This is a genomic window from Legionella qingyii (assembly GCF_003990155.1).
In the GTDB taxonomy this organism is placed as follows: Bacteria; Pseudomonadota; Gammaproteobacteria; order Legionellales; family Legionellaceae; genus Legionella; species Legionella qingyii.
Genome location: NZ_RZGX01000007.1, coordinates 1 through 21,363, shown reverse-complemented (window position 1 = coordinate 21,363; position 21,363 = coordinate 1). Strand labels below are relative to the sequence as shown.

Below are 21,363 nucleotides of genomic sequence, written 5' to 3'. Positions count from 1 at the left end.
ATTCCTGTGCTGTTGTTTTCTGATATCGGTTAAATATTAATCTATAATTGCTAAAAAAGCAGTTGTCCTGATATAAACTGATTTTGTAGCGTTACTTTAATAAATTTATAAGGAAAAAAATCATGGGACTTCTCGTTGATGGTCAATGGCATGATGTTTGGTATGATACTTCTAAAACTGGAGGGGCGTTCAAGCGAGAACCTACCCAATTTCATTCCGCGATCAGTCATGAACCCAATGCTCGATTTCCTGCTGAAAAAGGACGTTACCATTTGTACGTATCTCTTGCTTGTCCATGGGCGCACCGTACTTTGATTTTCAGAAAACTCAAAAAACTGGAAGATTATATTGATGTCTCTATAGTGCATCCGCATATGCTTGAAAAGGGGTGGGAGTTTAAAAAAGAAATGGGTGCTACGGGAGATACTCTTTATGGGTTGAACTATTTATATGAACTTTATGTTAAAGCCGACACCAATTACACCGGCCGGGTTACTGTTCCTGTTTTATGGGATAAAAGGGAAAAAACTATAGTTAGTAATGAATCAGCAGAAATTATTCGTCAGTTTAATCAAGCATTTAACCATCTAACAGGGGATGAGCAGGATTTTTATCCAGAACCACTACGAGTGGAAATTGATGCACTGAATGACCGAATTTATAATGCAATTAACAATGGAGTTTATCGTTGTGGATTTGCGACAACTCAGGAGGCTTATGAAGAGGCATACAACAAATTGTTTCTTTTGCTTGATGAACTGAATGTACGCTTGCAGAATCAAAAATATTTACTGGGTGAGCAGTTAACGGAGGCTGATTGGCGCTTGTTTACCACCTTAATTCGTTTTGACGCGGTATATTACGGTCATTTCAAGACCAATCAGCAGCGAATCAGTGATTATGAAGCGTTACAGCCTTATTTAGAAAGACTGTATCATCACCCTGGAGTGCGTGACACTGTAAATTTTTTACATATCAAGCAACATTATTATTTTAGTCATAAAACCATAAACCCCACGCAAATCGTACCTTTAGGACCCAAGCTAAACTTCGATTCATGATTACTGTTAGTGGAATGATACCTGTAGGTTGGGTCATTTTGAACTGATGTCTCTACTTTTTTCCTTCATCTATAGGCAACGGTTCTTCAAAACAGGTGGGATTTAATATCCTGTTCTTGGGTGTTTTTATTTCTGGATAGGGCATGTCCAAAGTTGTGGGATCAGTAATCACGCCAATCAAGGCGGATGCAGCTGCAGCTTCTGGGCTATAAAGAAAAACCTTATCTTCATCTGTTCCCGAGCGCCCATGAAAATTTCTGGGTATTCGTAAGCTGTTTTTTTCAGTTGCCGGGGCTTGTCTCATCCCAATACATCCATTGCATCCTGCTTGATGAATACGAGTCCCTGAGGAACAGCTAATTGTAAAAATATAGCACAATGAACTAAATGCACTTGAGATAAAAAGTATGAGTTATATGTTACAAAAAGGTCAGAATGATGATGCGGGAGCTACTTTGCGACTTTATAAAGTATGAGCTAGACTTCAAGTTGACGGATCGTTTTGGAGAATAGGACAATGAACTACGATGATCGATATCAAGCAGGTCGTGTTCTCACGGATTTACTAAAAGATTACGCGAAACGAACAGATGTAGTCGTACTCGCATTACCTCGAGGTGGAGTCCCTGTTGCCTACGAAATTGCGAGTACGCTCTCGCTCCCACTTGATATCTTTATTGTTCGTAAACTCGGTGTTCCTGGGCATGAAGAGTTGGCTATGGGAGCCATTGCTTCTGGAGGAATAACTGTTTTTAACGAAGAAATAGTCAATGCTCTGCATATATCAAAAGACGCGATTAGTAAAATTCAAAAGTCGGAACAAGAAGAATTATCACGCCGCGAATTGGTTTATCGTGGTAATAAACCTTTCCCCATGTTATCAGGAAAAACTGTAATTCTTGTAGATGATGGTATCGCGACAGGCTATACAATGCGCGCGGCAATTGCTGCATTGAAACAGCAAAATCCAGCAAAAATTATTGTCACAGTTCCTGTTGCTGCACGCTCAACCTGTGACGAAATCGCTCCTTTAGTTGACGAAATTATTTGCCCAATGCGCCCGGTTAATTTTTATGCTGTAGGGATGTGGTACAATGATTTTTCACAAACAACTGATGACGAAGTGATGCAATTATTGAAAAAAATCTGAGCCTGTACTCAAATTTGACTTTTCCCCCAAGATTTTCAACTTGCTGATTAGAGACAGCATCAAGCTTGTAGGTGCAGAGATGAATTGTCAACATACCCTAATAAACAGTAAAATTTTGCGCTTGTAAGAAATAAAGGGGAAGAGATGAACGATTTAACCAATAGAATTATTTTAGTTACAGGAGCTTCCAGTGGAATTGGTCAAGCTTGTGCTCGATTGTGCGCGCAGCATGGGGCGCGGTTAATACTCTGTGCTCGACGAGTCGAACGTCTCGAAGCTTTAGCAAAAGAGTTAACTCAACTTTATGGAGAGGAACATTACGTTTTACCTTTAGATGTATGTGATCATGAGCAAGTCAAAAAGCAATTGGGATCTTTACCTAGTCAATGGCAATCTATTGATGTCTTAATTAACAATGCGGGATTAGCTTTAGATACTTTGCCTTTGCAAAAGGGAATTGAAGAACATTGGGATATCATGATTGATACCAATATTAAAGGACTACTTTATGTCAGCCGCACTTTAATTCCAGGTATGTTACAGCGAGGTCGTGGTCATGTAGTAAATATCAGTTCCGTGGCAGGACATGAATGTTATCCAAATGGTAATGTTTATTGTGCAACAAAACATGCAGTACATGCTCTTTCAAAATCAATGAGATTAGATATGTTAGGTAGTCCGGTTCGAGTTACTGAAATTGCGCCTGGCGCTGTGGAAACTGAATTTAGTGAAGTACGATGGAATGATAAACAAAAAGCAAAAGAATTTTATCAAGATTTTCAGCCTTTGTTAGCAGACGATATAGCAGATGCAATAGTGTATTGTATTACTCGCCCGCAACATGTGGATATCGAAGAAATGACGATTATGCCCACAGTACAAGCTTCTGCGAATCATTTATCGAGGAATATGAAATAAGTAAATTTTGTGCAAAAATTGAACATAAGCAATCCTTGATAGTCTATCCTTTATACATATAGGTGATGACTCATCCCGACTGAACCATTTAATAGCTTCAGATTGGGAGGTTGTGTTGGAGAGTGGTGTGCAAGCCTATGTAGTTAGTAGGAAACCTAAAGCTCTACGTAAACCTCCATCGTAAATCATGTAAGCGGCTCAGAGTACGGGAAGCCGTTGCCTATATTCCTAATCGCAAACCAGGATTAGATATAAATATGCCTTAATTGATTAAAATAAAAACATATCGTATACTTAAGCTGCATAAATTAGACTTGTAATAAGTGCCAGGAGGCTATTATGAAAAAACTAATTATTTCCGTAGTATTAAGTACTCCGCTGTTCTTAACCGCTTTGCCTGCTTTTTCTGCTCCCCCATCTGGTCTTGAGAGTCCAGCACTAAGGACAGATGTTTCAGGGGTTAACTATAATTTACCGAAAGTAACCCAATACGCCCATTGGGATCGATGGCATCACTGGGACAGGCACAGATGGCACAGATGGGACAGATGGCATCATTGGCACAGACGGCACCACAGGCATCATTGGCACCATTGGTAATTATTTAGCTAAGTCTCTTAGGTTGCAATACAGAGGAAGAGATTATGAACAAATTAATATTAGCTTTAATGGTGTCAGGGATAACATTTTTAGTCACAGGATGTGTTACGGAGCGTGTTTATTATACTCCATCCTATACTAAAACGTATTATACCCCAGCTTATAGGACTCCAGCTTACACCTATTCTGTTGGCTATCATACTAGCCCCTATTGGGATGTAGATTATTATAATGATAGCGATGCTTATTATTATGGCTATAACGATTTAGGTGATGTGGGTTATTGGGGGATGTACAATTCCTATCAGGTTTATTAATTGCGTCGCTTGGGGTTACCAGGTTTATGTGCTAGATCCTCGTAGCTAACTGCGAGGATCTAATCAATTTCATCTAATTTAATTTAATCTAAAATGAAAATTTGGGTTTCACGTGTTCACTTCTCAATCAAAACTCTTCAAGAATTGGGGACTGATTCGTTTGAGTTATTCCTTAGCGCGAGAAACGTACTCCCCTTTGCGAGTATCTACTTTAATTAACTCTCCAGTTTGTACAAATAAGGGAACACGTACAACAGCGCCAGTTTCTAAAATGGCTGGCTTTCCGCCACCTCCAGAGGTATCGCCTTTTAATCCCGGATCCGTTTCGGTAATTGCTAAAATCACAAAATTTGGTGGTGTCACTTGTATTGGTTCATTATTCCAAAGAGTAACGATACAAATATCTTGCTCTTTTAACCATTGTGCTGCATCAGCGAGTGTTTCTTTGCTTAAGGCATATTGTTCAAAATTATCAGGAACCATAAAATGCCATTGTTCGCCATCGTTATAAAGATATTGCATTTCCACATCGGCAACGTCAGCAGAGGGTAAGGTTTCATTCGATTTGAACGTGCGCTCTACAACTCGACCGGTTTTCAAGTTACGGATTTTAATGCGAGTAAAAGCTTGTCCTTTTCCTGGTTTTACAAATTCACAGTCGAGAATGGTACATGGGGCGTCATCAACCATTACTTTCAAGCCATTTTTAAATTCATTGGTGCTATAAGTTGCCATTAGTGCTCCACAGTTGAGATTTTGTTCGGTTTTAGTTAAAGTTCGCACAGTTTATCAAGTCTGTGTAATTAATGCGAGATACCTCTTTAAGTTGGCAAAAAAATTTGGCGCAAGGTTTTACTTCGGTTACTGAATTATTAAATTTTCTGGAGCTGCCTTTATCTGCTGGAAATGTACATGCTGAAAAGCAATTTCCAAGTCGAGTTCCTTTGGGATTTGCCAAGCGTATGCAAAAAGGAAACCCCCTCGATCCTTTATTGCTTCAAGTTTTAGCGACCGAAAATGAATTACAGAGCAACAAAGAGTATAGTATCGATCCTTTAGAGGAGCGCAGCAGTAATCCAATTCGAGGATTAATGCATAAATATTATGGTCGTGTTTTATTGACTTTGACCGGGGTCTGCGCTGTGAATTGCCGTTATTGCTTTCGCAGGCATTTTCCATATCAAGACAATAATCCTGGCCGCAATGGATTTAAAGTTATTTGTGATTATATAGCCCAAGATACCAGTATTACAGAGGTAATTTTAAGTGGCGGCGATCCCTTATTGGCATCCGATTTGGTACTAGCCGAGTTAATAAAACAATTGGAAGAAATTCCACATTTACACACTTTGCGTATCCATACACGGATCCCCGTGGTTTTTCCTGAGCGGATCGAACATGGATTACTTTCGCTATTAAAAACAACTCGATTCAACAAGGTAATTGTGTTGCATTGTAACCATGCTCAGGAACTTGATGATTCGGTACGACATGTGCTACGTGAGTTACAACAAATAGGATGCCATTTGCTGAATCAAACTGTTTTATTGGCAGGAATAAATGATGATGCTCATACTTTGGCTGATTTGAGTCAAACTTTATTCGCATATGGGGTTTTACCTTATTATTTACATCGATTGGATAAAGTAAAAGGAGCGGCTCATTTTGATTTGCCTTTTGATACGGTACAAGCTATTTATCAGCAACTACAAAATCTTGTGCCAGGATACCTTTTGCCTCGCTTGGTATGTGAAGAGCCAGGAAAATTAAGTAAAACTCTGTTAATTTAAATGTATACTGTATCCATTTACATCGCTTTCTCTAAAATAAATTGCAATAAAATAGATTTTATCCCAAGTGAAAAAATTTTTAAGAGATAAAGAATGAAAAAATTACCTATATTAAGTCCTGGAGATGCGATTGAAATTATTGCGCCTTCATCTCGTAGTACGGACATTCAATTGCTTGGTTTAAAAGAGTTATTAGAGTCTTGGGGGTTAAAATGTATCGTTCAAGAAGATATTTTTGCTCAGGATTTATTATGTGCTAATACAGATGAGATGCGTTTTAAACATTTGAAAAACGCCCTACGCAATCCCCAAACAAAAGCAGTAATTTGTGTGCGTGGCGGTTACGGTTCAACGCGTTTGATCCCAAAATTAGCAGAAGTTGATCCTCCTGAAGCGGTCAAGCTTTTTATTGGCATCAGCGACATCACGTGTCTGCATCTTTATTTGCAGCAACACTGGGGTTGGCCAACAATTCATGGTGCTGCTGCGCCTGATAAATTTTCCAAAGAATCAATTGCCGCTGTGAAGTCAATTTTATTTGGAGAGGGACCTGCTAAGTTCACTGGCTTAATTCCATTGAACAAACATGCACAAAAAGAGGGTTTTATTAAGTCTCAGGTAACTGGCGGTAATTTAGCAATCATTCAATCTGGAGTTGGCACCTGTTGGCAAATGGATGGTCGACATAAAATTATTTTGCTCGAAGAAATTGGTGAGCGAGGATACCGTGTTGACCGCATGCTGGAACATTTAAAACAAGCAAACATTTTTACACATGCTGCTGCAATTATAGTTGGAGATTTTCTCAATGGTCATGAACCGAATGGTTCTTCTTTGATTGAGCCAATTTTACAACGTTTTGCTGAAAGTAGCGCTATTCCAGTACTAAGAATTGCAGGAGTAGGTCACGGTAACATTAATTTTCCTATTCCTATGGGAACAGAGGCTCATTTACAACTTGGCGAAAGTGCCCAGTTAACGTGTTTTCGTTAATATAACTTGGTTATCCATCATAGGTTTTCCCGGTTACGGTGATGTCTTCATGAGTTTACAGTTTTTTTAAATAATGGTTCCGTCATCTTGATAGAGCTTAATCAGTTTTTCTTGGGCGCAATTACTTCCTTGAGTTACTGGCTTATAACTGCCGTCACTTTGCATTTCCCAAGTATTGCTGTTGTCTTTAAGGTAGTTTTTAATAATTTCTTGCTTGATCCGCTTTTTGCAGTTCTCATCCAGAATTGGAAACATAATTTCAATCCGGTGGTATAAGTTTCTCTCCATAAGATCAGCGCTAGAGCAAAAATAATGTTCATTTTCATGGATACGAAAATAAAATACGCGATGATGTTCCAGGAAGCGTCCAATATAGGAAAGTACGCGGATATTTTCCGAAATCCCGGGTATTCCAGGTTTGAGACAACATACGCCGCGCACAAGCAAATTTATTTTCACTCCAGCTTGTGATGCCTTATACAAGGCTTGAATTATCGTTTTATCAGCTAATCCATTTACTTTCAAAAGGATTTCGGTGTCTCCTTTTTTTAATGCCGCGGCAGTGCATTGCTCGATATATTGCAACAGTGTTTTTTGTAACGTAAATGGCGAATGACTTAGTGCTTTGAGTTTAACTACTTTGCCAAGACCAGTTAATTGTTGAAAAATAATTTGAATATCGGAGGTAATTGTAGGTTCACAAGTTAATAAACCTAAGTCAGTGTATCGTTTTGCTGTGTACTCATGGTAATTTCCTGTGCTTAAATGGACGTAACGCTTTAGTTTCCCATGAGCGCGTCGAACAACCAGGGTCATTTTAGCATGAGTTTTATACCCTACTACCCCATAAAGCACGAGAATGCCCGCGGCATGTAAACGATTTGCTAATTTCAGATTGGACTCTTCATCAAAACGGGCTCGTAACTCGATAACTGCCGTCACTTCCTTACCTGAGTGAGCCGCATCAACCAACGCATCGACCATTACGGATTCTGAGCGCGTGCGATATAAAGTTTGACTAATTGCCAAGACATTGGGATCGCTTGCTGCCTGTCTTACAAAATCAATAACCAGTTCAAAACTTTGATAGGGGTGATGAAGGAGAATGTCTTGCTCATCAATTACATTGAAGAGATTTCGTTCAGACCTGGGGAATTGTGGGTATTGCGCTGTAAAGGGTGGGTAATTCAAGTCAGGTCTATCAATGCTGTTAATCGCAGTTAAATGGCGTTGTATATTAACTGGTCCGTCACAATAATAGGTATCTTCATGACGAAGATGATATTTTTGCAATAAAAAATCGACTATTTTTTCTGGGCAATTTTTTTCAATTTCAAGTCGAACCACATGACCATAATGACGAGAAAAGATCTCGCGTTGCACGGCCTTGGCCAAATCATCAATTTCTTCCTCGCGTAAAAAAAGATCGCTATTTCGGGTAAGGCGAAAAGAATAACAACCACTTATCTCCATTCCTGGAAATAAACTATTAACATGGGTGGTAATGATAGAAGATAGATGAACAAAATAATGAGCATCCCCACATAACTCCGAAGGCAAATGAATGACCCTGGGAATCGATCTGGGGGCATGCACTACTGCATAATTAATATTACGGTCAAATGCATCTTTGCCACTTAAAGAAATAATAAAGTTTAAGCTTTTGTTAATCAGTTGCGGCAAAGGATGTGCCAAATCAAGAGCTATAGGACTAATTACTGGTTGGATCTCATGTTTAAAATAGTGTTTTGCCCATAAATGGATGTCGTCTGTCCATTGTTCCGTATCAAGAAAATAAATTTTTTCCTTAGCTAGTGCGGGAAGAAGTTGTTTATTAAATATGGAGTACAGCTGATCAATGAGTTTATGTGTTTTTTGGCTAATTTGGCTAAATGCTTCATCAGAGCGCAAACCATCAATAGTTAGTTTTCCTGATGACATGGCAATCTTTTCTTTAAGTCCGGCAACACGTATTTCAAAAAACTCATCAAGGTTACTGCTGCAAATACTAAGAAAACGCATTCTCTCCAGCAAAGGAACGCGTTCATCATTTGCCAACATCAGAACTCGCTGATTAAATGCGATAATAGAGAATTCTCTATTGATATAGTATTCTGGATTATCAAATACAGTTTCCAAGGGTAACTCCATTATTTTCTTACAAAAAGTAATATGGCCTGGCTACGTTACTATTTTAGGTGTTAACGAACCAGAAAAAAACATACCGCTATAAATCCTATAAATCCATAAAAGGGTGATAAATTCCAAAAGGTTAATGCAAGAAAAAACACAAAACAACACAGAGCAATTGGAATTGAAAAATACATATCTACAACGCCTTGAGCAACTGAGTAACTGGCTGCTGCGAGTAGGGCTAATGCACCATATTGTACGCCAATCATGATTTTCCGCATTCCAGGTCCATTATGGCTCGTAAGCCAATGATAGCCTACTATGGCCATCAATAATCCTGGCAAATTAATACTAAGAACGGCAAGAACTAAACCGGTAATTCCTGCAGCTTTGTATCCAATAAGGGCAGATAATTTAACACCGGTTAATCCTGGAAAAATAAAACTTGAACCTACCATGGCGATAAACTCTTCCTGTCCTATCCAGTGTCGATAATCAACAGCCTCATATTCCAACAGCTTTAACATGGAGTTCCCACCACCCAAGGATATAAGACCAATTTTTCCAAAGCTTAGGACGATCGCAAACAAGGTGTTTATCATAATTTCAGTAAATTTTTCAGGAAAGTTACATATTGGCAGGAAACAGGTTCATCCAGCAAGTGTTTGGAAATAGTCTCTACCAAACGAAGCGATTTTCCCTCGATACATAAGCTAAAATAAATTTTGTTGCATACTTCGAGACGAGCGAGCTCAATTTTTACGGTAGGGTTTGTCGGTAATTTATAGATAAGTGCTTCTTTTTTTACATAAACTTCTATTCCTTCCTGTTCAACTTGCTGTGCTATTTCCCGTAAATCTGGGGGGAGAGGTTGGTCTGGAAGGTCACTAAGAATTATTTTGGCTCCATAGCCTGCAGCATGGTTTGATTGTTTGAGTAGAGGCTTGTAAATCAATTGCTCTCTACGTTTCTTAATGTTGTAGTTTGATCCTGGCAGCAAATAATAGCAATCTTCTCTATGTTTTTGCTTGTATTGAGTTAGAGCGAGTAATGACTTATCAATAGTATTTAAAACAATTATCTTATTATCCGGCCAAAAATAACGCGTTTCCCATTTTATCTGTTCGTCTTTTTTATCCACTAAAGTTGCCAAAGACAAGCCTGTTTTGGGAGTAAATTCGAAATTCCAAACCAAACGTTGGTTCATGCTTAATTGCTACTCGTAAAATAAAGAGTATATACTACACCTTTATTATACAAAGCAAGGGAAGGTATTGATATTATGGCCATTCTATTTTTTTTAGTTTACCTAATATTTACTTTAGTTGTTCTTTATCGAGCAATGAATCCATTAGTTTGGGAATTGGGAAGCGTTTTTTATTTGATTGTTGCCACGTTTGCTATTGGTTTGCCTTGGATCATTGGTTTTCTGCTCTGGCTGGTGATTATTGTGGCATTACTCGTAGTCTATCTTGAGCCGTTACGCGCAACGATTGCCGATTATCTTTATAAGACAGCTGGTAAGTCGGTTCCTAAGTTATCCAAGACTGAGGAAGAAGCACTCAATGCAGGTGATACTTGGTTAGAACAAGATATTTTTACTGGAACACCTGATTGGAACAGATTAGCGAATGTATCTACAGCACTTTCTGCAGAAGAACAAGCCTTCCTGGATAATGAAACGAACATTTTATGCAGCATGATCGATGAGTGGGAAATTAGCCAAACACGTGATTTACCAGAGAAAGTTTGGACATACATGAAAGAAAATGGATTTTTTGGGTTAGTAATTCCAAAAGAATATGGAGGTAAGGGATTCTCAGCGCGTGCGCATTCTGATGTGGTAATGAAAATATCCAGCCGTTCGGGGGTCGCTGCGGTGACGGTGATGGTCCCTAATTCCTTAGGCCCTGGCGAATTAATCAATTATTATGGTACTGAGGAACAAAAAAATCATTACTTACCACGCCTTGCAAAAGGGATTGATATTCCCTGCTTTGCTTTAACCGAACCAGGGGCGGGTAGTGATGCAACCTCCATTCAGTCAACTGCAGTCGTCATGAAGAAGAAAGTTGATGGCAAAATGGTGCTCGGATTAAACATTACTTTAGATAAACGTTGGATTACTTTAGCACCGGTAGCAACCTTAATTGGTCTCGCCGTGAATGTGAAAGATCCCGATGGTTTGTTGCAGGGTGAAGGAGAAGAGGGTATTACCTGTGTGTTGATTCCACGTGATACCAAAAATCTGGAAATTGGCAATCGCCACTTACCCTCAGATCAACCATTTATGAACGGCACGATTCGTGGAAAAGATATTTTTGTGCCAATAACAACCGTGATTGGAGGGCAGAAGCGTATAGGTAGCGGATGGCAGATGTTGGTTGAATGCCTATCGATTGGTCGCTCCATTTCTTTACCGGCGCTTGGAGCTGGCTCTTCCTCTACGTGTTATCTTGCAACGAGTGCTTTTGCACGCATACGTTGTCAATTTAATGTTGAAATTGGCCAATTTGAAGGAATTGAAGAAAAACTCGCAGAAATCGCTGGTTTAAATTATTTGATTAATTCAAATCGGTTGCTGACTGTAGCTGCTGTGAATGAGCATAAAAAACCTTCCGTAGCTTCGGCGATTGCAAAATATTTTAATACAGAATTGGCGCGCTCAGTGGTTAATGCATCGATGGATGTGCATGCGGGACGTGCGGTGGTCGTTGGTCCACGTAATTATCTAACTAATTTTTACAACGGAGTGCCTATTTCCATTACTGTGGAAGGAGCAAATGTGATGTCACGTAACTTGTTGATATTTGGACAAGGTTCGATGGCATGTCATCCTTATATCCGCCATGAGTTTTATGCAATTTCCAATCAGGATAAAGACGCTTTTAGAGAGGTTATCTGGAAGCATATTCAATATTTCATGCAAAATTTTGCCAAAACAATTTGTTCTGGATGGACTGGTGGGATATTTATTAGTGCTCCTAAGCAAAAAATGAAACGTGAGTATAAACGTTTGGCACGTCTGAGCCACGCTTATGCCTGGCTTGCGGATTTGTCTTTGATTGTACTCGGTGGGGATTTAAAACGTAAGGAGCGTCTCTCAGCGCGTCTTGCGGACGGAATGTCCTATCTATATATGGCAATGGCTGTTTTGCGTAATGTGCAATTGAATAATGAAAATCCTGATGATTTATTGCACGCTCAATGGGCAGTTTCCTATTGTTTTTATCATGCACAACGAGCAATGATCGCATTGTGTTACAATTTCCCATCCAGATTTTTAGGTGTTTTTGCACGTGTATTGGCATTTCCTTTGGGGCAAACTATGCGTTATCCAACAGATAAGTTGGATCAGAAATTAGCACGATTGATGACCAAAAATAATCAGTATCGTGATCGACTGAAAAACATTGTTTACTTAAGCGGGGATCCAAAACAACCAATAGACAAAGTAGAACATGCCTTACAGCAAATCATTAAAACAGATGAACTTTCCAAAAAGGTGGGGGATATAAGACGGGTTAAATTTGGTAAATTAAGAGATAAATTAAAAGAGAAAGTTGCAAATAATGAGCTTACTCAACAGGAAATGGATGCCTTACTTGCAACTGAAGCGGCTCGATGGGATGCTATTTTAGTTGATGAGTTTACTTTTGATTCAATGAAAAACCAATTATTTAACTCAGTTATTGATGAGATTAAATCTCCATTTATGCAGGAAGATGTTTCTTCTTAAAGAAGAGATGCCCGCGGGAAACCGCGGGTTTTAAGTTTTGGATAGCTGTAGCAGGAAAGAATGAAAGAACGAGCAAAGCGTGATTCATGCAACCTATATTTACAAATTTTTAACAGGCGACCTAAAAAACCAGTAATCTTCTATACACAGTAAGTTTGCTATAATTAAGTCAATACAATAAATAGAATTCATGTGAGAGATTAATGTATGTCTGCAAATTCATCTGTAATATCATCCGTTGATGATAGAGCATTCGTTAGAGAAGATCTTTTAAAAGCGATGCAACTCGCAGGAAACTCAGCAGAGTTAGCTCAATATTTAACAAAACAAGTTCATGAAATAGTTGATAACTCAAGGGTTTTTAAGAAGCCAGAGAAGATGCAAGTTGGGCAACAAATACTTAAGGCGGTAGATGAATTTGCTCAACTTGTAGCATACAAATTCTCTGAAGAAGCAAAGCAAATCTGGGCCGGTATCACACCTAGTACCAAGTTTGAAAACATACACCGTGGAATCACTCAGGAGGCGGTGGAATCCTTATCGAAAAAAGGTTATGAAGGTATTCGATTCGATTTTGCCATCAAACAGACTGGAGAGGAGAAAGGACATTTTGTTCGCGGATATGCTTCTAGTGAGAAAGGGGCTCCTCCTTTGGATGGAGAAACAGTTGATTCCTTGGATCGCTTGTTTAACGCATGGTTAGCAAATGAACATCAGGTTTTAACTGAGGATGGTTTTTTCTTTAAAACAGATGCAGAAGGGAATAAAACAAGACAACTGACCCTTGACGAAGTGGAAGAGATAATGGCTGATTCAGCACAAGGTTTTAAGGATTATTTACAAAGTAATCATGTTGAAACGCAACTTGTGTCTCGACAACGAGAATATCCAGGCGAACATCGATTGGAAGAAACCAAGAAGGCTGCAGCTCAAAAAGCAGTAGAACGAGTAATAGAAGCTGAAGAGGCGGAAAAAGTCGAAGCTGAAGTTCAACCCACCCATATCGGCCCCACCTAGTTAGGGCCGTTTTTTTACTTCTGAGTGAGTAACAAATACGATAGAGATGCCATTTTAAATCTTATTTACTGCCTGCAGCCTCTCTAGAGTTCCTATATCAAACCAAACGCCATCATATAGACAGGCAGTTACTTTATTTTGTTCAGCATATTGTCGGATTATAGGTGCAACCGAATAGCGACCTTGTTTGTAATGTGTAAATATCTGTGGATGATAGCAGCAGATACCTGCAAGAGTATATTCTCGATTTGAGTTACTCAACTGAGTTTGATTGATTAACCCGAAGTCTCCGGGATGATTAAGGGCTGGATTTTTGTTTACTAAAATTACATGAATTGCATCAGTATTTTCAGGTTGTAATTGAGAAAAATCAAAATCCGTGTAGATATCTGCATTGACAGTAATAAAAGGTTTATCTCCGAGCAGCGGCAATGCATTTACAATGCCACCTCCTGTTTCTAAGCCTCCTGGAGGTTCTGGTGAATAACAAATTTCAATTCCCCAGCGTGTTCCATTGCCTAAATACTGACGAATTTTCCCCCCAAGATAGGCATGGTTTATTACTAATCGTTCAAAACCAGCTTGTGCTAAATTGAATATATGATGCTCTATTAAAGGTTTTCCTTTAACAATACACAGAGCTTTGGGGGTGACATCAGTAAGTGGTTTTAAACGGTCGCCACGTCCAGCAGACAAGATCATCGCAGTTTTCATGGTAGATAAACTCTCATTTGCATAAATTGGAAGAATGGATGTAATTCTGCATAAGTTTCAGCGCATTCAAGTACATATTTTAAGGTTAAAGGTAAGTCTTTAAGATAGCCAGGTTTGTTATCTCTTAAATGCAAGCGACAAAAAATTCCTAAAACCTTTAAATGTCGTTGTAAGCCGCAAAGATCAAATGCTCGGATAAATTCAGGCAAAGAATAATCCCTGGTTAAAGTACTTTGAGTATAATAAAACTCAACTAACTCTAGAATCTTACTTCGTGGCCATGAAATATAACAATCTTTGAGTAAAGAAACCAAATCATAAGTGAATGGACCAATCATCGCATCTTGAAAGTCAATGACTCCCAAGGTTGATTCCCCTTCATTTTGTAAAAGCATTAGATTGCGGGAATGATAATCACGATGAATAAAAGTCAAAGGTTGCTGCGCTACTTCTGCGGCAATCCATTCCATGGTTTGTTGCATTAAAGTGTTTTCATCCGGATTTAGCTGCAAATCAAGATATGCTTTAAAAAACCATTCGGGGCATAAGCTCATTTCTTTGAGCATATGCGTTTTATCAAATCGTGCAAGCATTGGATCATGCGTTGAACAAGTTTGAATTTTAAATAAAGTCTTTAAGGCATGACGATAATGAGCATCCATGTTTTCAGGGTGGAGAACATTCAAAAGAAGTTGATCTCCTAAATCGCTTAATAATAAAAATCCATCTGCTAAATTTATCGCGAGAATTTTTGGAGTATGAACCCCCGCGTTTTCCAGCGTTTGAGCAATATGGATAAAAGGTTTTAGATCCTCCTTTCCTGGGGGCGCATCCATGACAACTTGCGTAAGTCCATTATATTGAAGACGAAAATATCTTCTAAAACTGGCATCTCCAGCCAAAGGAGTTAATTGGAAATCTCGCTGTTTTAGGGTATGAATTAACCATTCTTTCAGTGCGTTTTCTCTTGCATGCATGATATACTTTCCCATCATTATTTCTGGTTGTAACTTATAACTAAGATCTCTTCTCTCATGAGTAGACAAAATAAAGGAGTTGGTTGTGGTATGAATTATACCGCAATACCTTTAGCGTAAGTGCGAGGATCTGTGATAAGGTACATGTTTTTTGTGTGAATAATAAGGCATTTTATTACCCGTGAACAAGATTTCATTTAAATGGTTCTCGATGAGCATATTTACGATCCTACTTATTTTGCTCATGGTAATTTATCATGCGTTAGCCCATTCTGCTTCTTTAATTAATGAACCTGTCCAAGCTTGTGTCATCGCACGTGATGTTGATTTAACAGATGCAGTTAGATCAAGATTTGCCCAGTGTTTGGGGTGGCACGCCGATAAAAGCTCTCCTATTTGTCTTGGCTCGTACCAACCACTCACGGTCACTCCCCTTGCCTCGCCGGATGAAATAAGGATAATGGCGGATCAAGTCTCTTTTTATCAAGATAAACCGTCAACGTTAACTGGACATGTTGAAGTACAGCAAGGCCAAAGAATAGTCAATGCAGAAACAGCACATGTATATCGAGATCCCAAAAGTAAGCAGGTCACGAAAATTGAGTTTTTAGGTAATGTTCGTTATCTGGAGCCTGATCGATTATTGATTGCTCGTAAAGCAACAATTAATCCTCAGGATAAATCAGGTCAAACTGAAGACGTACTCTACCGTTTTAATACCAACAAACGTACGGCGATATTACCTGCATGGGGAAGAGCCAGCCTAATGCAGCGCTTTCCTAATTCAGATTACTTGTTACGTCAGGCGACTTACACTACCTGTGCACCACAAGATAAAGCTTGGGATATTGAGGCTAAATCAATTGTTATCGATAACAAGAAAAAAATGGGGGTCGCCAGGAATGTGAAGTTGCGTATCCGTGATTGGCCTCTTCTTTATGTTCCCTATCTGAGTTTTCCTACAACTAAAGAACGTAAATCAGGTTTCTTAATGCCTTTAGTTGGCTATTCCAATGTAGGTGGTTTTGATCTGGGACTTCCTTATTATTGGAATATTGCACCAAACTACGATTTGACTCTAACACCGCATATTTATACCGAGCGGAATGTAATGTTAAGTGGGGAATTTCGATTTTTAACTAAAAACAGTGTAGGATTTCTTACCGGAAGTTTTTTGCCGAATGATGCGGCATACCGCAATTTTTTGAACAATCATGTGGAAGAATTTCCTTCCTTTAAAGATAAGTCAACAAACCGATGGTTCTTTGGTGTTCTTGATACCACCCAATTGAGTCCCAATTTGCGTTTAAATGTTAATGTTCACCAAGTTTCTGATGATTATTACTTTCAGGATTTTAGTACCAACTTGGCTCGGATCACTCAGCGACAGTTATTGCGTCAAGCTGATTTAACCTATTCAACAGAACATTGGACTTTTAGAAGTATGGTTCAAAGTTTTCAAACATTGCATCCAATTAATGAGCCTCCTATTCTTGATCAATATGAACGTTTACCGCAATTAAATGCTCGTGGCTATTATTATGAATTGCCTGCTCATGCAAATTTAAATATAACAGGGCAATATGATCAGTTTGTTTGGCCCATATCAACACAGTTTCTGAGAAGAAAAGTGCCCCAGGGGCCTAGGTTTCACCTTAATCCGATCCTTTCATTGCCGCAGCGAGCTAATTGGGGATTTATTACACCATCAGTAGAGTTCGTAGAAAACTACTACCAAGTACAGAATAATTGGATGGATACGAACACTGAAGATAACCGCCTTATTCCGCGTTTTAGTACTCATGGCGGGTTATTTTTTGATCGAAACTTTAACTGGAATGGTAATTCATATGCTCAAACATTAGAGCCAAGTTTATATTATTTGTATGTACCTTTTTATAATCAAAGCCAGCTACCAATATATGATACTGCTAATATGATTTTTAATTTTGATCAGCTTTTTAGAACTAATCGTTTTTCGGGGTTTGACCGAATTGGTGATGCAAATCAATTATCCTATGCAGTGACTACTCGTTGGCTGTCAGAAAGAACAGGCGCTGAATTCGCTAGTCTTTCTGTTGGTCAAATCAAATATTTTTCAAATAGACAAGTACAGCTCTGTCGCAGTCCGACAGGCATTTGTACTGCAAATCCTCTTGAAATGGGATATATATCTCCATTTTATGGAACCTCACCGATAGCTTCTCGAGCGATTCTCTATTTCAGCCCCTCTTTAAAAATTCTGGGTAATTATGTATGGGATCCTGCTACTTCTGCGACCAATAATGGTGCCTTAAACTTACAGTATCAACCTAAGCTTAATGCAATTATTAATTTTGGCTACAGCTATTTAGTTAATGGAGATGTGACATCTGTTAGGAATAATGCAGGGGTAGATAATGCATTACATCAAGGGATAGTCTCTGCCGCTTGGCCAATAAGTGATAGATGGACTGCTGTTGGCGCATACAGCCAAAATATTAGTAAGGATTACAGTATGATGTCTTTATTAGGGATGCAATATGATAGTTGCTGCTGGGCGGTGAGAATTTTGGGAGGAAGAACGTTTAAGAGTTTAAGTGAAGAATATTTGCCTCGATATAATAACAACATCTATTTGCAAATTTTATTAAAAGGCTTAGGATCTGTGGCAAGTAGTGACCCAGGAAGTATCTTGAATACTTATATTCCGGGGTACAATGATCCATTTCATCATTAGATAGCGGTATAAATTTAAACAGGGCCGCTTGTTTTTTGAATAAAAATAACCTAAATTGCTCGAAAAAAAGTAATAAGGATTAACATGTATAAAAAAATAACCCTTGCATGCATATTGTTTGCTGTCGTTGGTGTGACAGAAGCGAAACAATTATTGGATAAGGTGGTTGCAGTTGTTAATAATGGAGTCATCACCGCAAGTGAACTAAACAAACAAGTTGAATTAACAAAGAAACAAATTATTGCACAAGGAATGCAAGTTCCAGAAGCTTCAGTGTTGCGTAAGCAAGTACTTCAACATTTAATTGATGTGAATGTGCAGCTGCAAATGGCAAAGCAACATGGTCTTACTGTAGATGATACTGAATTAAATCAGGCGATTGAAAAAATAGCTACAGCGAACCACGCTACTGTAACTCAGCTACGTGAGGAAATTACCAGGCAAGGGATGACTTGGGATGAGTACAGAGAAAATATTCGCAAAGAAATTCTCCTTTCTAACTTGCAACAAAAAGCGGTAGGGCGAGACGCTGTCGTTACGAATGAGCAAGTTGAACAATATCTTAAAACTGAAGGCGGAATAATCAACCGTTCTGCGCTGACCTATCATCTTCAGAATATTGTTATTCCATTAAACGAAGAACCTACATCAGAAGAAGTAAAAAAAGCTAAAAGCAAAGCAGAGTCTTTATTAGTGCAGATAAAAAAAGGTGGCGATTTTAGCCGCCTGGCTATAGAAAATTCCAGTGGAGAATTTGCATTGGAAGGAGGGGATTTAGGTGAGCGTCATTTAGCCGAATTACCCGAATTGTTTGCAAAGGAAGTAGTGAACATGAAAGTGGGACAAGTATCAGGCCCCTTACGTGCAGGTAATGGTTTCCAGTTAATTAAACTGGTTTCTATTGGTGGGGACAACCAGCATCATGTCATCACAAAAACTCATGTCCGTCATATTCTTTTAAAGCCTGATCCAAGTATGCTTCCTGAAGATTCAAAAAAACAAGTGAATAATATTTATCAACAATTAAAATCAGGTAAAGATTTTGCACTTATGGCAAAGCAATACTCCCTGGATTCATCAAGTGCAGTAAAAGGTGGTGATTTAGGTTGGGTTTCGCCAGGGGTGTTAGTCCCTGAATTTGAGAAAGTCATGGACAAGCTTGCTGTCAATGAAATTAGCCATCCGGTAAAATCACAATTTGGTTGGCACCTTATTCAAGTGCTTGGTCGTAAACAAGAAGATGATTCAGAAGCTTTTAAAAAGCAGCAAGTCCGACAGTTTTTACAACAAAGAAAGTTTGCGGAAGCAGTTCAAAATTGGCAACAACATATACGTTCAGACGCATATGTTAATATTATTGAAAAGGAACTGGCGTGAAGCCGCTACTTATTAGCAGCGGAGAGCCAGCTGGAGTTGGTCCAGATTTATGCCTGGCTCTTGCGGGATATGATTTTCCTTTGGTAATTTTAGGAGATCAGGCAGTACTAGAGGCCAGAGCTAATGAGTTAAATTGCGATATTTGTTTTACGCCCTATAAAAGCGGACAAGTTACTGAGCCTAAGCCTGGCCATCTGACAGTATGTCATGTCACGTGCCCGGATACAGTACAAAGTGGCAGTCTCAATCATAAAAATGCCACTTATGTTATAGAGTTATTAAATCAGGCCGCCATATTATGTGGACAAGGTGATTTTTCTGGATTAATTACCGCTCCAGTCCACAAGGCAATTATTAACGAAGCGGGTATTGCATTTACTGGCCACACTGAATTTTTTTCACAATTTTACAAGGTAGATGTGGTGATGATGTTAGCGTGTAATGCGATGAAGGTCGCATTAGTCACTACACATCTTCCATTACGCCTGGTGCCTGATGCGATTAGTTCAGAACTCATTATTAAGGTGATTACTCAGGTACACCAATCATTAATCCAAGATTTCAATATCAAAGATCCACGTATTAAGGTAGCCGGTTTAAATCCACATGCAGGCGAGTCAGGATATCTGGGACGAGAGGAAATTGAGATCATTTCTCCCGCTTTAGCGGTATTAAAAGAACAAGGCATGAATGTTCAAGGACCAATGCCAGCAGATACTATGTTTATTAACAGTCAATTAAAAAATTGTGATGCTTTTGTTGCTATGTATCATGATCAAGGCTTACCAGTAATTAAGTACGCTGATTTTCATAATGCAGTTAATGTAACTTTAGGGTTACCTATAATACGTACTTCAGTGGATCATGGAACTGCTCTAGAATTGGCAGGCAAAAATGTGCTTGATTCGGGCTCAATGTTTGCCGCAGTCGATATGGCAAAAGCTATGGCACTATCTAGGATAAAATCATGATTAGTTTAATTGCTGCAATTGATGAAAATGGTGGGTTAGGTTTCAATAATCAACTACTTTGCCATTTACCTGCCGATTTACAACATTTTAAGTCAATAACTATGGGAAAACCCATTATCATGGGAAGAAAAACATTTGCATCTATAGGAAAACCGCTACCCGGACGCATAAATATTGTACTTAGCCGCAGTGTAGAATCAATTGAGGGAGTTACTGTAGTCGATTCTTTAGAGAAAGCCATCAAGCAAACAAAAGAATTTTCTGAAATTATGATTATAGGCGGTGCCGAACTTTTTGCTGAGACAATGGAAAAAGCAAACCGCCTATATATAACAAGCATACATCACCAATTTACTGCAGATGTTTTTTTTCCAGAAATTGATGAATCAATTTGGCATTGTTGTGATGAGCAATTCAGGCCCTGTGATGAAAAAAACAAATACGACATGACTTTTCGTACTTATGAGCGCATCAAGTAATAACTATACTTCTATAATTCAACTTAGAGCAAAGTTTAACTCCATATTTTAGTTTTACAATAAATTAGAGAATCACTAAGTTGTCATCGATGAAACATTTAATAAATCACATCTCAACACTCAAAAGGTAAAGTTAGGCTCAATCATGTGATGCAAAAAATGCCCAACATGGGCATGTAAAGATCGATATGGGCCACAGTAGATAAACAAAAGAAAACATTTTAAAAAAAATGCAAAAAGTGTTTGACACTGTTGGCGAAATCAGTAGAATACGCAGCACGCCTTCGGGGCAAGTTCATTAAGAAGATAGAAGACAAACTGTGTGGGCACTTTGAAGAACCTTTGAGTGCTAAGAAGAAATAAATAAGTAAAGAAGCTGGTTTTAAACTAGCACAGGAATTGAACTGA

Annotated in this window: 20 protein-coding genes; 13 read left to right on the top strand and 7 right to left on the bottom strand. The window is 38.7% G+C overall.

Annotated features, from left to right (window positions below; genetic code table 11):
- Nucleotides 1-122: 122 nt before the first annotated feature.
- Nucleotides 123-1,061, top strand: a complete 939-nt coding sequence (locus tag ELY20_RS06410; protein ID WP_110141898.1) for a glutathione S-transferase family protein — start codon at nucleotides 123-125, stop codon at nucleotides 1,059-1,061.
- Between the two features lie 52 nt (nucleotides 1,062-1,113).
- Here the strand turns inward: ELY20_RS06410 and ELY20_RS06405 are convergent, their stop codons facing one another.
- A complete protein-coding gene (locus tag ELY20_RS06405) occupies nucleotides 1,114-1,365 on the bottom strand; it encodes a hypothetical protein (RefSeq protein ID WP_233590511.1) in 252 nt (83 codons plus the stop codon).
- Between the two features lie 213 nt (nucleotides 1,366-1,578).
- Between ELY20_RS06405 and ELY20_RS06400 the strand changes: the two genes are divergently transcribed.
- The 4 genes from ELY20_RS06400 (at nucleotide 1,579) to ELY20_RS06385 (ending at nucleotide 4,046) form a co-directional block, all read left to right on the top strand.
- Complete coding sequence (locus ELY20_RS06400) at nucleotides 1,579-2,211, top strand: phosphoribosyltransferase (protein ID WP_110141899.1); 633 nt, start codon at nucleotides 1,579-1,581, stop codon at nucleotides 2,209-2,211.
- A gap of 144 nt (nucleotides 2,212-2,355) precedes the next feature.
- Nucleotides 2,356-3,129, top strand: coding sequence for an SDR family NAD(P)-dependent oxidoreductase (locus ELY20_RS06395; protein ID WP_110141900.1), 774 nt, complete (start codon nucleotides 2,356-2,358; stop codon nucleotides 3,127-3,129).
- A 339-nt stretch (nucleotides 3,130-3,468) separates the two neighbouring features.
- A complete protein-coding gene (locus ELY20_RS06390; protein ID WP_110141901.1) occupies nucleotides 3,469-3,729 on the top strand; it encodes a hypothetical protein in 261 nt (86 codons plus the stop codon).
- 44 nt (nucleotides 3,730-3,773) lie between these two features.
- Nucleotides 3,774-4,046, top strand: a complete 273-nt coding sequence (locus ELY20_RS06385) for a hypothetical protein (RefSeq protein WP_110141902.1) — start codon at nucleotides 3,774-3,776, stop codon at nucleotides 4,044-4,046.
- 165 nt (nucleotides 4,047-4,211) lie between these two features.
- Here ELY20_RS06385 and efp read toward each other — a convergent pair whose 3' ends face one another.
- Complete coding sequence (efp, locus tag ELY20_RS06380) at nucleotides 4,212-4,781, bottom strand: elongation factor P (RefSeq protein ID WP_058467197.1); 570 nt, start codon at nucleotides 4,779-4,781, stop codon at nucleotides 4,212-4,214.
- Between the two features lie 71 nt (nucleotides 4,782-4,852).
- Between efp and epmB the strand changes: the two genes are divergently transcribed.
- Both epmB and ELY20_RS06370 read left to right on the top strand, forming a co-directional pair.
- The gene (epmB, locus tag ELY20_RS06375; protein ID WP_110141903.1) at nucleotides 4,853-5,836 is read left to right on the top strand and encodes an EF-P beta-lysylation protein EpmB; all 984 of its coding nucleotides are present in this window, start codon (nucleotides 4,853-4,855) and stop codon (nucleotides 5,834-5,836) included.
- A gap of 93 nt (nucleotides 5,837-5,929) precedes the next feature.
- The gene (locus ELY20_RS06370) at nucleotides 5,930-6,829 is read left to right on the top strand and encodes a S66 peptidase family protein (RefSeq protein ID WP_110141904.1); all 900 of its coding nucleotides are present in this window, start codon (nucleotides 5,930-5,932) and stop codon (nucleotides 6,827-6,829) included.
- A gap of 66 nt (nucleotides 6,830-6,895) precedes the next feature.
- Here ELY20_RS06370 and ppk1 read toward each other — a convergent pair whose 3' ends face one another.
- The 3 genes from ppk1 to ELY20_RS06355 all read right to left on the bottom strand — a co-directional run bounded on the left by ppk1 (nucleotide 6,896) and on the right by ELY20_RS06355 (nucleotide 10,169).
- Nucleotides 6,896-8,968, bottom strand: coding sequence for a polyphosphate kinase 1 (ppk1, locus tag ELY20_RS06365; protein ID WP_199739217.1), 2,073 nt, complete (start codon nucleotides 8,966-8,968; stop codon nucleotides 6,896-6,898).
- A gap of 62 nt (nucleotides 8,969-9,030) precedes the next feature.
- Entirely contained in the window at nucleotides 9,031-9,564 is a 534-nt protein-coding gene (locus ELY20_RS06360) for a chromate transporter (protein WP_110141906.1), read from the bottom strand.
- Nucleotides 9,561-10,169 carry a hypothetical protein gene (locus ELY20_RS06355; RefSeq protein ID WP_110141907.1) on the bottom strand — a complete coding sequence of 203 codons (609 nt, stop codon included), beginning with the start codon at nucleotides 10,167-10,169 and terminating at the stop codon, nucleotides 9,561-9,563. The genes ELY20_RS06360 and ELY20_RS06355 overlap by 4 nt, the downstream gene beginning before the upstream one ends.
- Nucleotides 10,170-10,244: 75 nt before the next feature.
- On the opposite strand from ELY20_RS06355, the gene ELY20_RS06350 reads away from it, so the two are divergent.
- Both ELY20_RS06350 and ELY20_RS06345 read left to right on the top strand, forming a co-directional pair.
- Complete coding sequence (locus ELY20_RS06350) at nucleotides 10,245-12,701, top strand: acyl-CoA dehydrogenase (protein ID WP_110141908.1); 2,457 nt, start codon at nucleotides 10,245-10,247, stop codon at nucleotides 12,699-12,701.
- 207 nt (nucleotides 12,702-12,908) lie between these two features.
- On the top strand, nucleotides 12,909-13,718 hold the full coding sequence (locus ELY20_RS06345) for a hypothetical protein (protein WP_110141909.1): 810 nt from the start codon (nucleotides 12,909-12,911) through the stop codon (nucleotides 13,716-13,718).
- Between the two features lie 54 nt (nucleotides 13,719-13,772).
- On the opposite strand, the gene murU is transcribed toward ELY20_RS06345, so the two are convergent.
- Both murU and ELY20_RS06335 read right to left on the bottom strand, forming a co-directional pair.
- A complete protein-coding gene (gene murU / locus ELY20_RS06340) occupies nucleotides 13,773-14,432 on the bottom strand; it encodes an N-acetylmuramate alpha-1-phosphate uridylyltransferase MurU (RefSeq protein WP_110141910.1) in 660 nt (219 codons plus the stop codon).
- Nucleotides 14,429-15,409 carry an aminoglycoside phosphotransferase family protein gene (locus ELY20_RS06335; RefSeq protein ID WP_110141925.1) on the bottom strand — a complete coding sequence of 327 codons (981 nt, stop codon included), beginning with the start codon at nucleotides 15,407-15,409 and terminating at the stop codon, nucleotides 14,429-14,431. Before ELY20_RS06335 ends, murU begins: the two co-directional genes overlap by 4 nt.
- Nucleotides 15,410-15,620: 211 nt before the next feature.
- Here ELY20_RS06335 and ELY20_RS06330 point away from each other — a divergent pair, with 211 nt between their 5' ends.
- The 4 genes from ELY20_RS06330 to ELY20_RS06315 all read left to right on the top strand — a co-directional run bounded on the left by ELY20_RS06330 (nucleotide 15,621) and on the right by ELY20_RS06315 (nucleotide 20,955).
- Nucleotides 15,621-18,128: an LPS-assembly protein LptD gene (locus ELY20_RS06330; protein ID WP_110141911.1), complete on the top strand. Its 2,508-nt coding sequence runs from the start codon at nucleotides 15,621-15,623 to the stop codon at nucleotides 18,126-18,128.
- Nucleotides 18,129-18,212: 84 nt separating this feature from the next.
- Nucleotides 18,213-19,505 (top strand): peptidylprolyl isomerase, encoded by a 1,293-nt coding sequence (locus tag ELY20_RS06325; protein ID WP_110141912.1) that lies wholly within the window; start codon nucleotides 18,213-18,215, stop codon nucleotides 19,503-19,505.
- Nucleotides 19,502-20,476 (top strand): 4-hydroxythreonine-4-phosphate dehydrogenase PdxA, encoded by a 975-nt coding sequence (pdxA, locus tag ELY20_RS06320; RefSeq protein WP_110141913.1) that lies wholly within the window; start codon nucleotides 19,502-19,504, stop codon nucleotides 20,474-20,476. The genes ELY20_RS06325 and pdxA overlap by 4 nt, the downstream gene beginning before the upstream one ends.
- Entirely contained in the window at nucleotides 20,473-20,955 is a 483-nt protein-coding gene (locus ELY20_RS06315) for a dihydrofolate reductase (RefSeq protein ID WP_110141914.1), read from the top strand. Before pdxA ends, ELY20_RS06315 begins: the two co-directional genes overlap by 4 nt.
- The last annotated feature ends 408 nt before the right edge of the window (nucleotides 20,956-21,363 follow it).

Coding starts and splice junctions, on each gene's coding strand:
- ELY20_RS06410 (WP_110141898.1), top strand. CDS start 123: ATGGGACTTCTCGTTGATGGTCAATGGCATGATGTTTGGTATGATACT.
- ELY20_RS06405 (WP_233590511.1), bottom strand. CDS start 1,365: ATGAGACAAGCCCCGGCAACTGAAAAAAACAGCTTACGAATACCCAGA.
- ELY20_RS06400 (WP_110141899.1), top strand. CDS start 1,579: ATGAACTACGATGATCGATATCAAGCAGGTCGTGTTCTCACGGATTTA.
- ELY20_RS06395 (WP_110141900.1), top strand. CDS start 2,356: ATGAACGATTTAACCAATAGAATTATTTTAGTTACAGGAGCTTCCAGT.
- ELY20_RS06390 (WP_110141901.1), top strand. CDS start 3,469: ATGAAAAAACTAATTATTTCCGTAGTATTAAGTACTCCGCTGTTCTTA.
- ELY20_RS06385 (WP_110141902.1), top strand. CDS start 3,774: ATGAACAAATTAATATTAGCTTTAATGGTGTCAGGGATAACATTTTTA.
- efp (WP_058467197.1), bottom strand. CDS start 4,781: ATGGCAACTTATAGCACCAATGAATTTAAAAATGGCTTGAAAGTAATG.
- epmB (WP_110141903.1), top strand. CDS start 4,853: ATGCGAGATACCTCTTTAAGTTGGCAAAAAAATTTGGCGCAAGGTTTT.
- ELY20_RS06370 (WP_110141904.1), top strand. CDS start 5,930: ATGAAAAAATTACCTATATTAAGTCCTGGAGATGCGATTGAAATTATT.
- ELY20_RS06360 (WP_110141906.1), bottom strand. CDS start 9,564: ATGATAAACACCTTGTTTGCGATCGTCCTAAGCTTTGGAAAAATTGGT.
- ELY20_RS06355 (WP_110141907.1), bottom strand. CDS start 10,169: ATGAACCAACGTTTGGTTTGGAATTTCGAATTTACTCCCAAAACAGGC.
- ELY20_RS06350 (WP_110141908.1), top strand. CDS start 10,245: ATGGCCATTCTATTTTTTTTAGTTTACCTAATATTTACTTTAGTTGTT.
- ELY20_RS06345 (WP_110141909.1), top strand. CDS start 12,909: ATGTCTGCAAATTCATCTGTAATATCATCCGTTGATGATAGAGCATTC.
- murU (WP_110141910.1), bottom strand. CDS start 14,432: ATGAAAACTGCGATGATCTTGTCTGCTGGACGTGGCGACCGTTTAAAA.
- ELY20_RS06335 (WP_110141925.1), bottom strand. CDS start 15,409: ATGCATGCAAGAGAAAACGCACTGAAAGAATGGTTAATTCATACCCTA.
- ELY20_RS06330 (WP_110141911.1), top strand. CDS start 15,621: ATGAGCATATTTACGATCCTACTTATTTTGCTCATGGTAATTTATCAT.
- ELY20_RS06325 (WP_110141912.1), top strand. CDS start 18,213: ATGTATAAAAAAATAACCCTTGCATGCATATTGTTTGCTGTCGTTGGT.
- ELY20_RS06315 (WP_110141914.1), top strand. CDS start 20,473: ATGATTAGTTTAATTGCTGCAATTGATGAAAATGGTGGGTTAGGTTTC.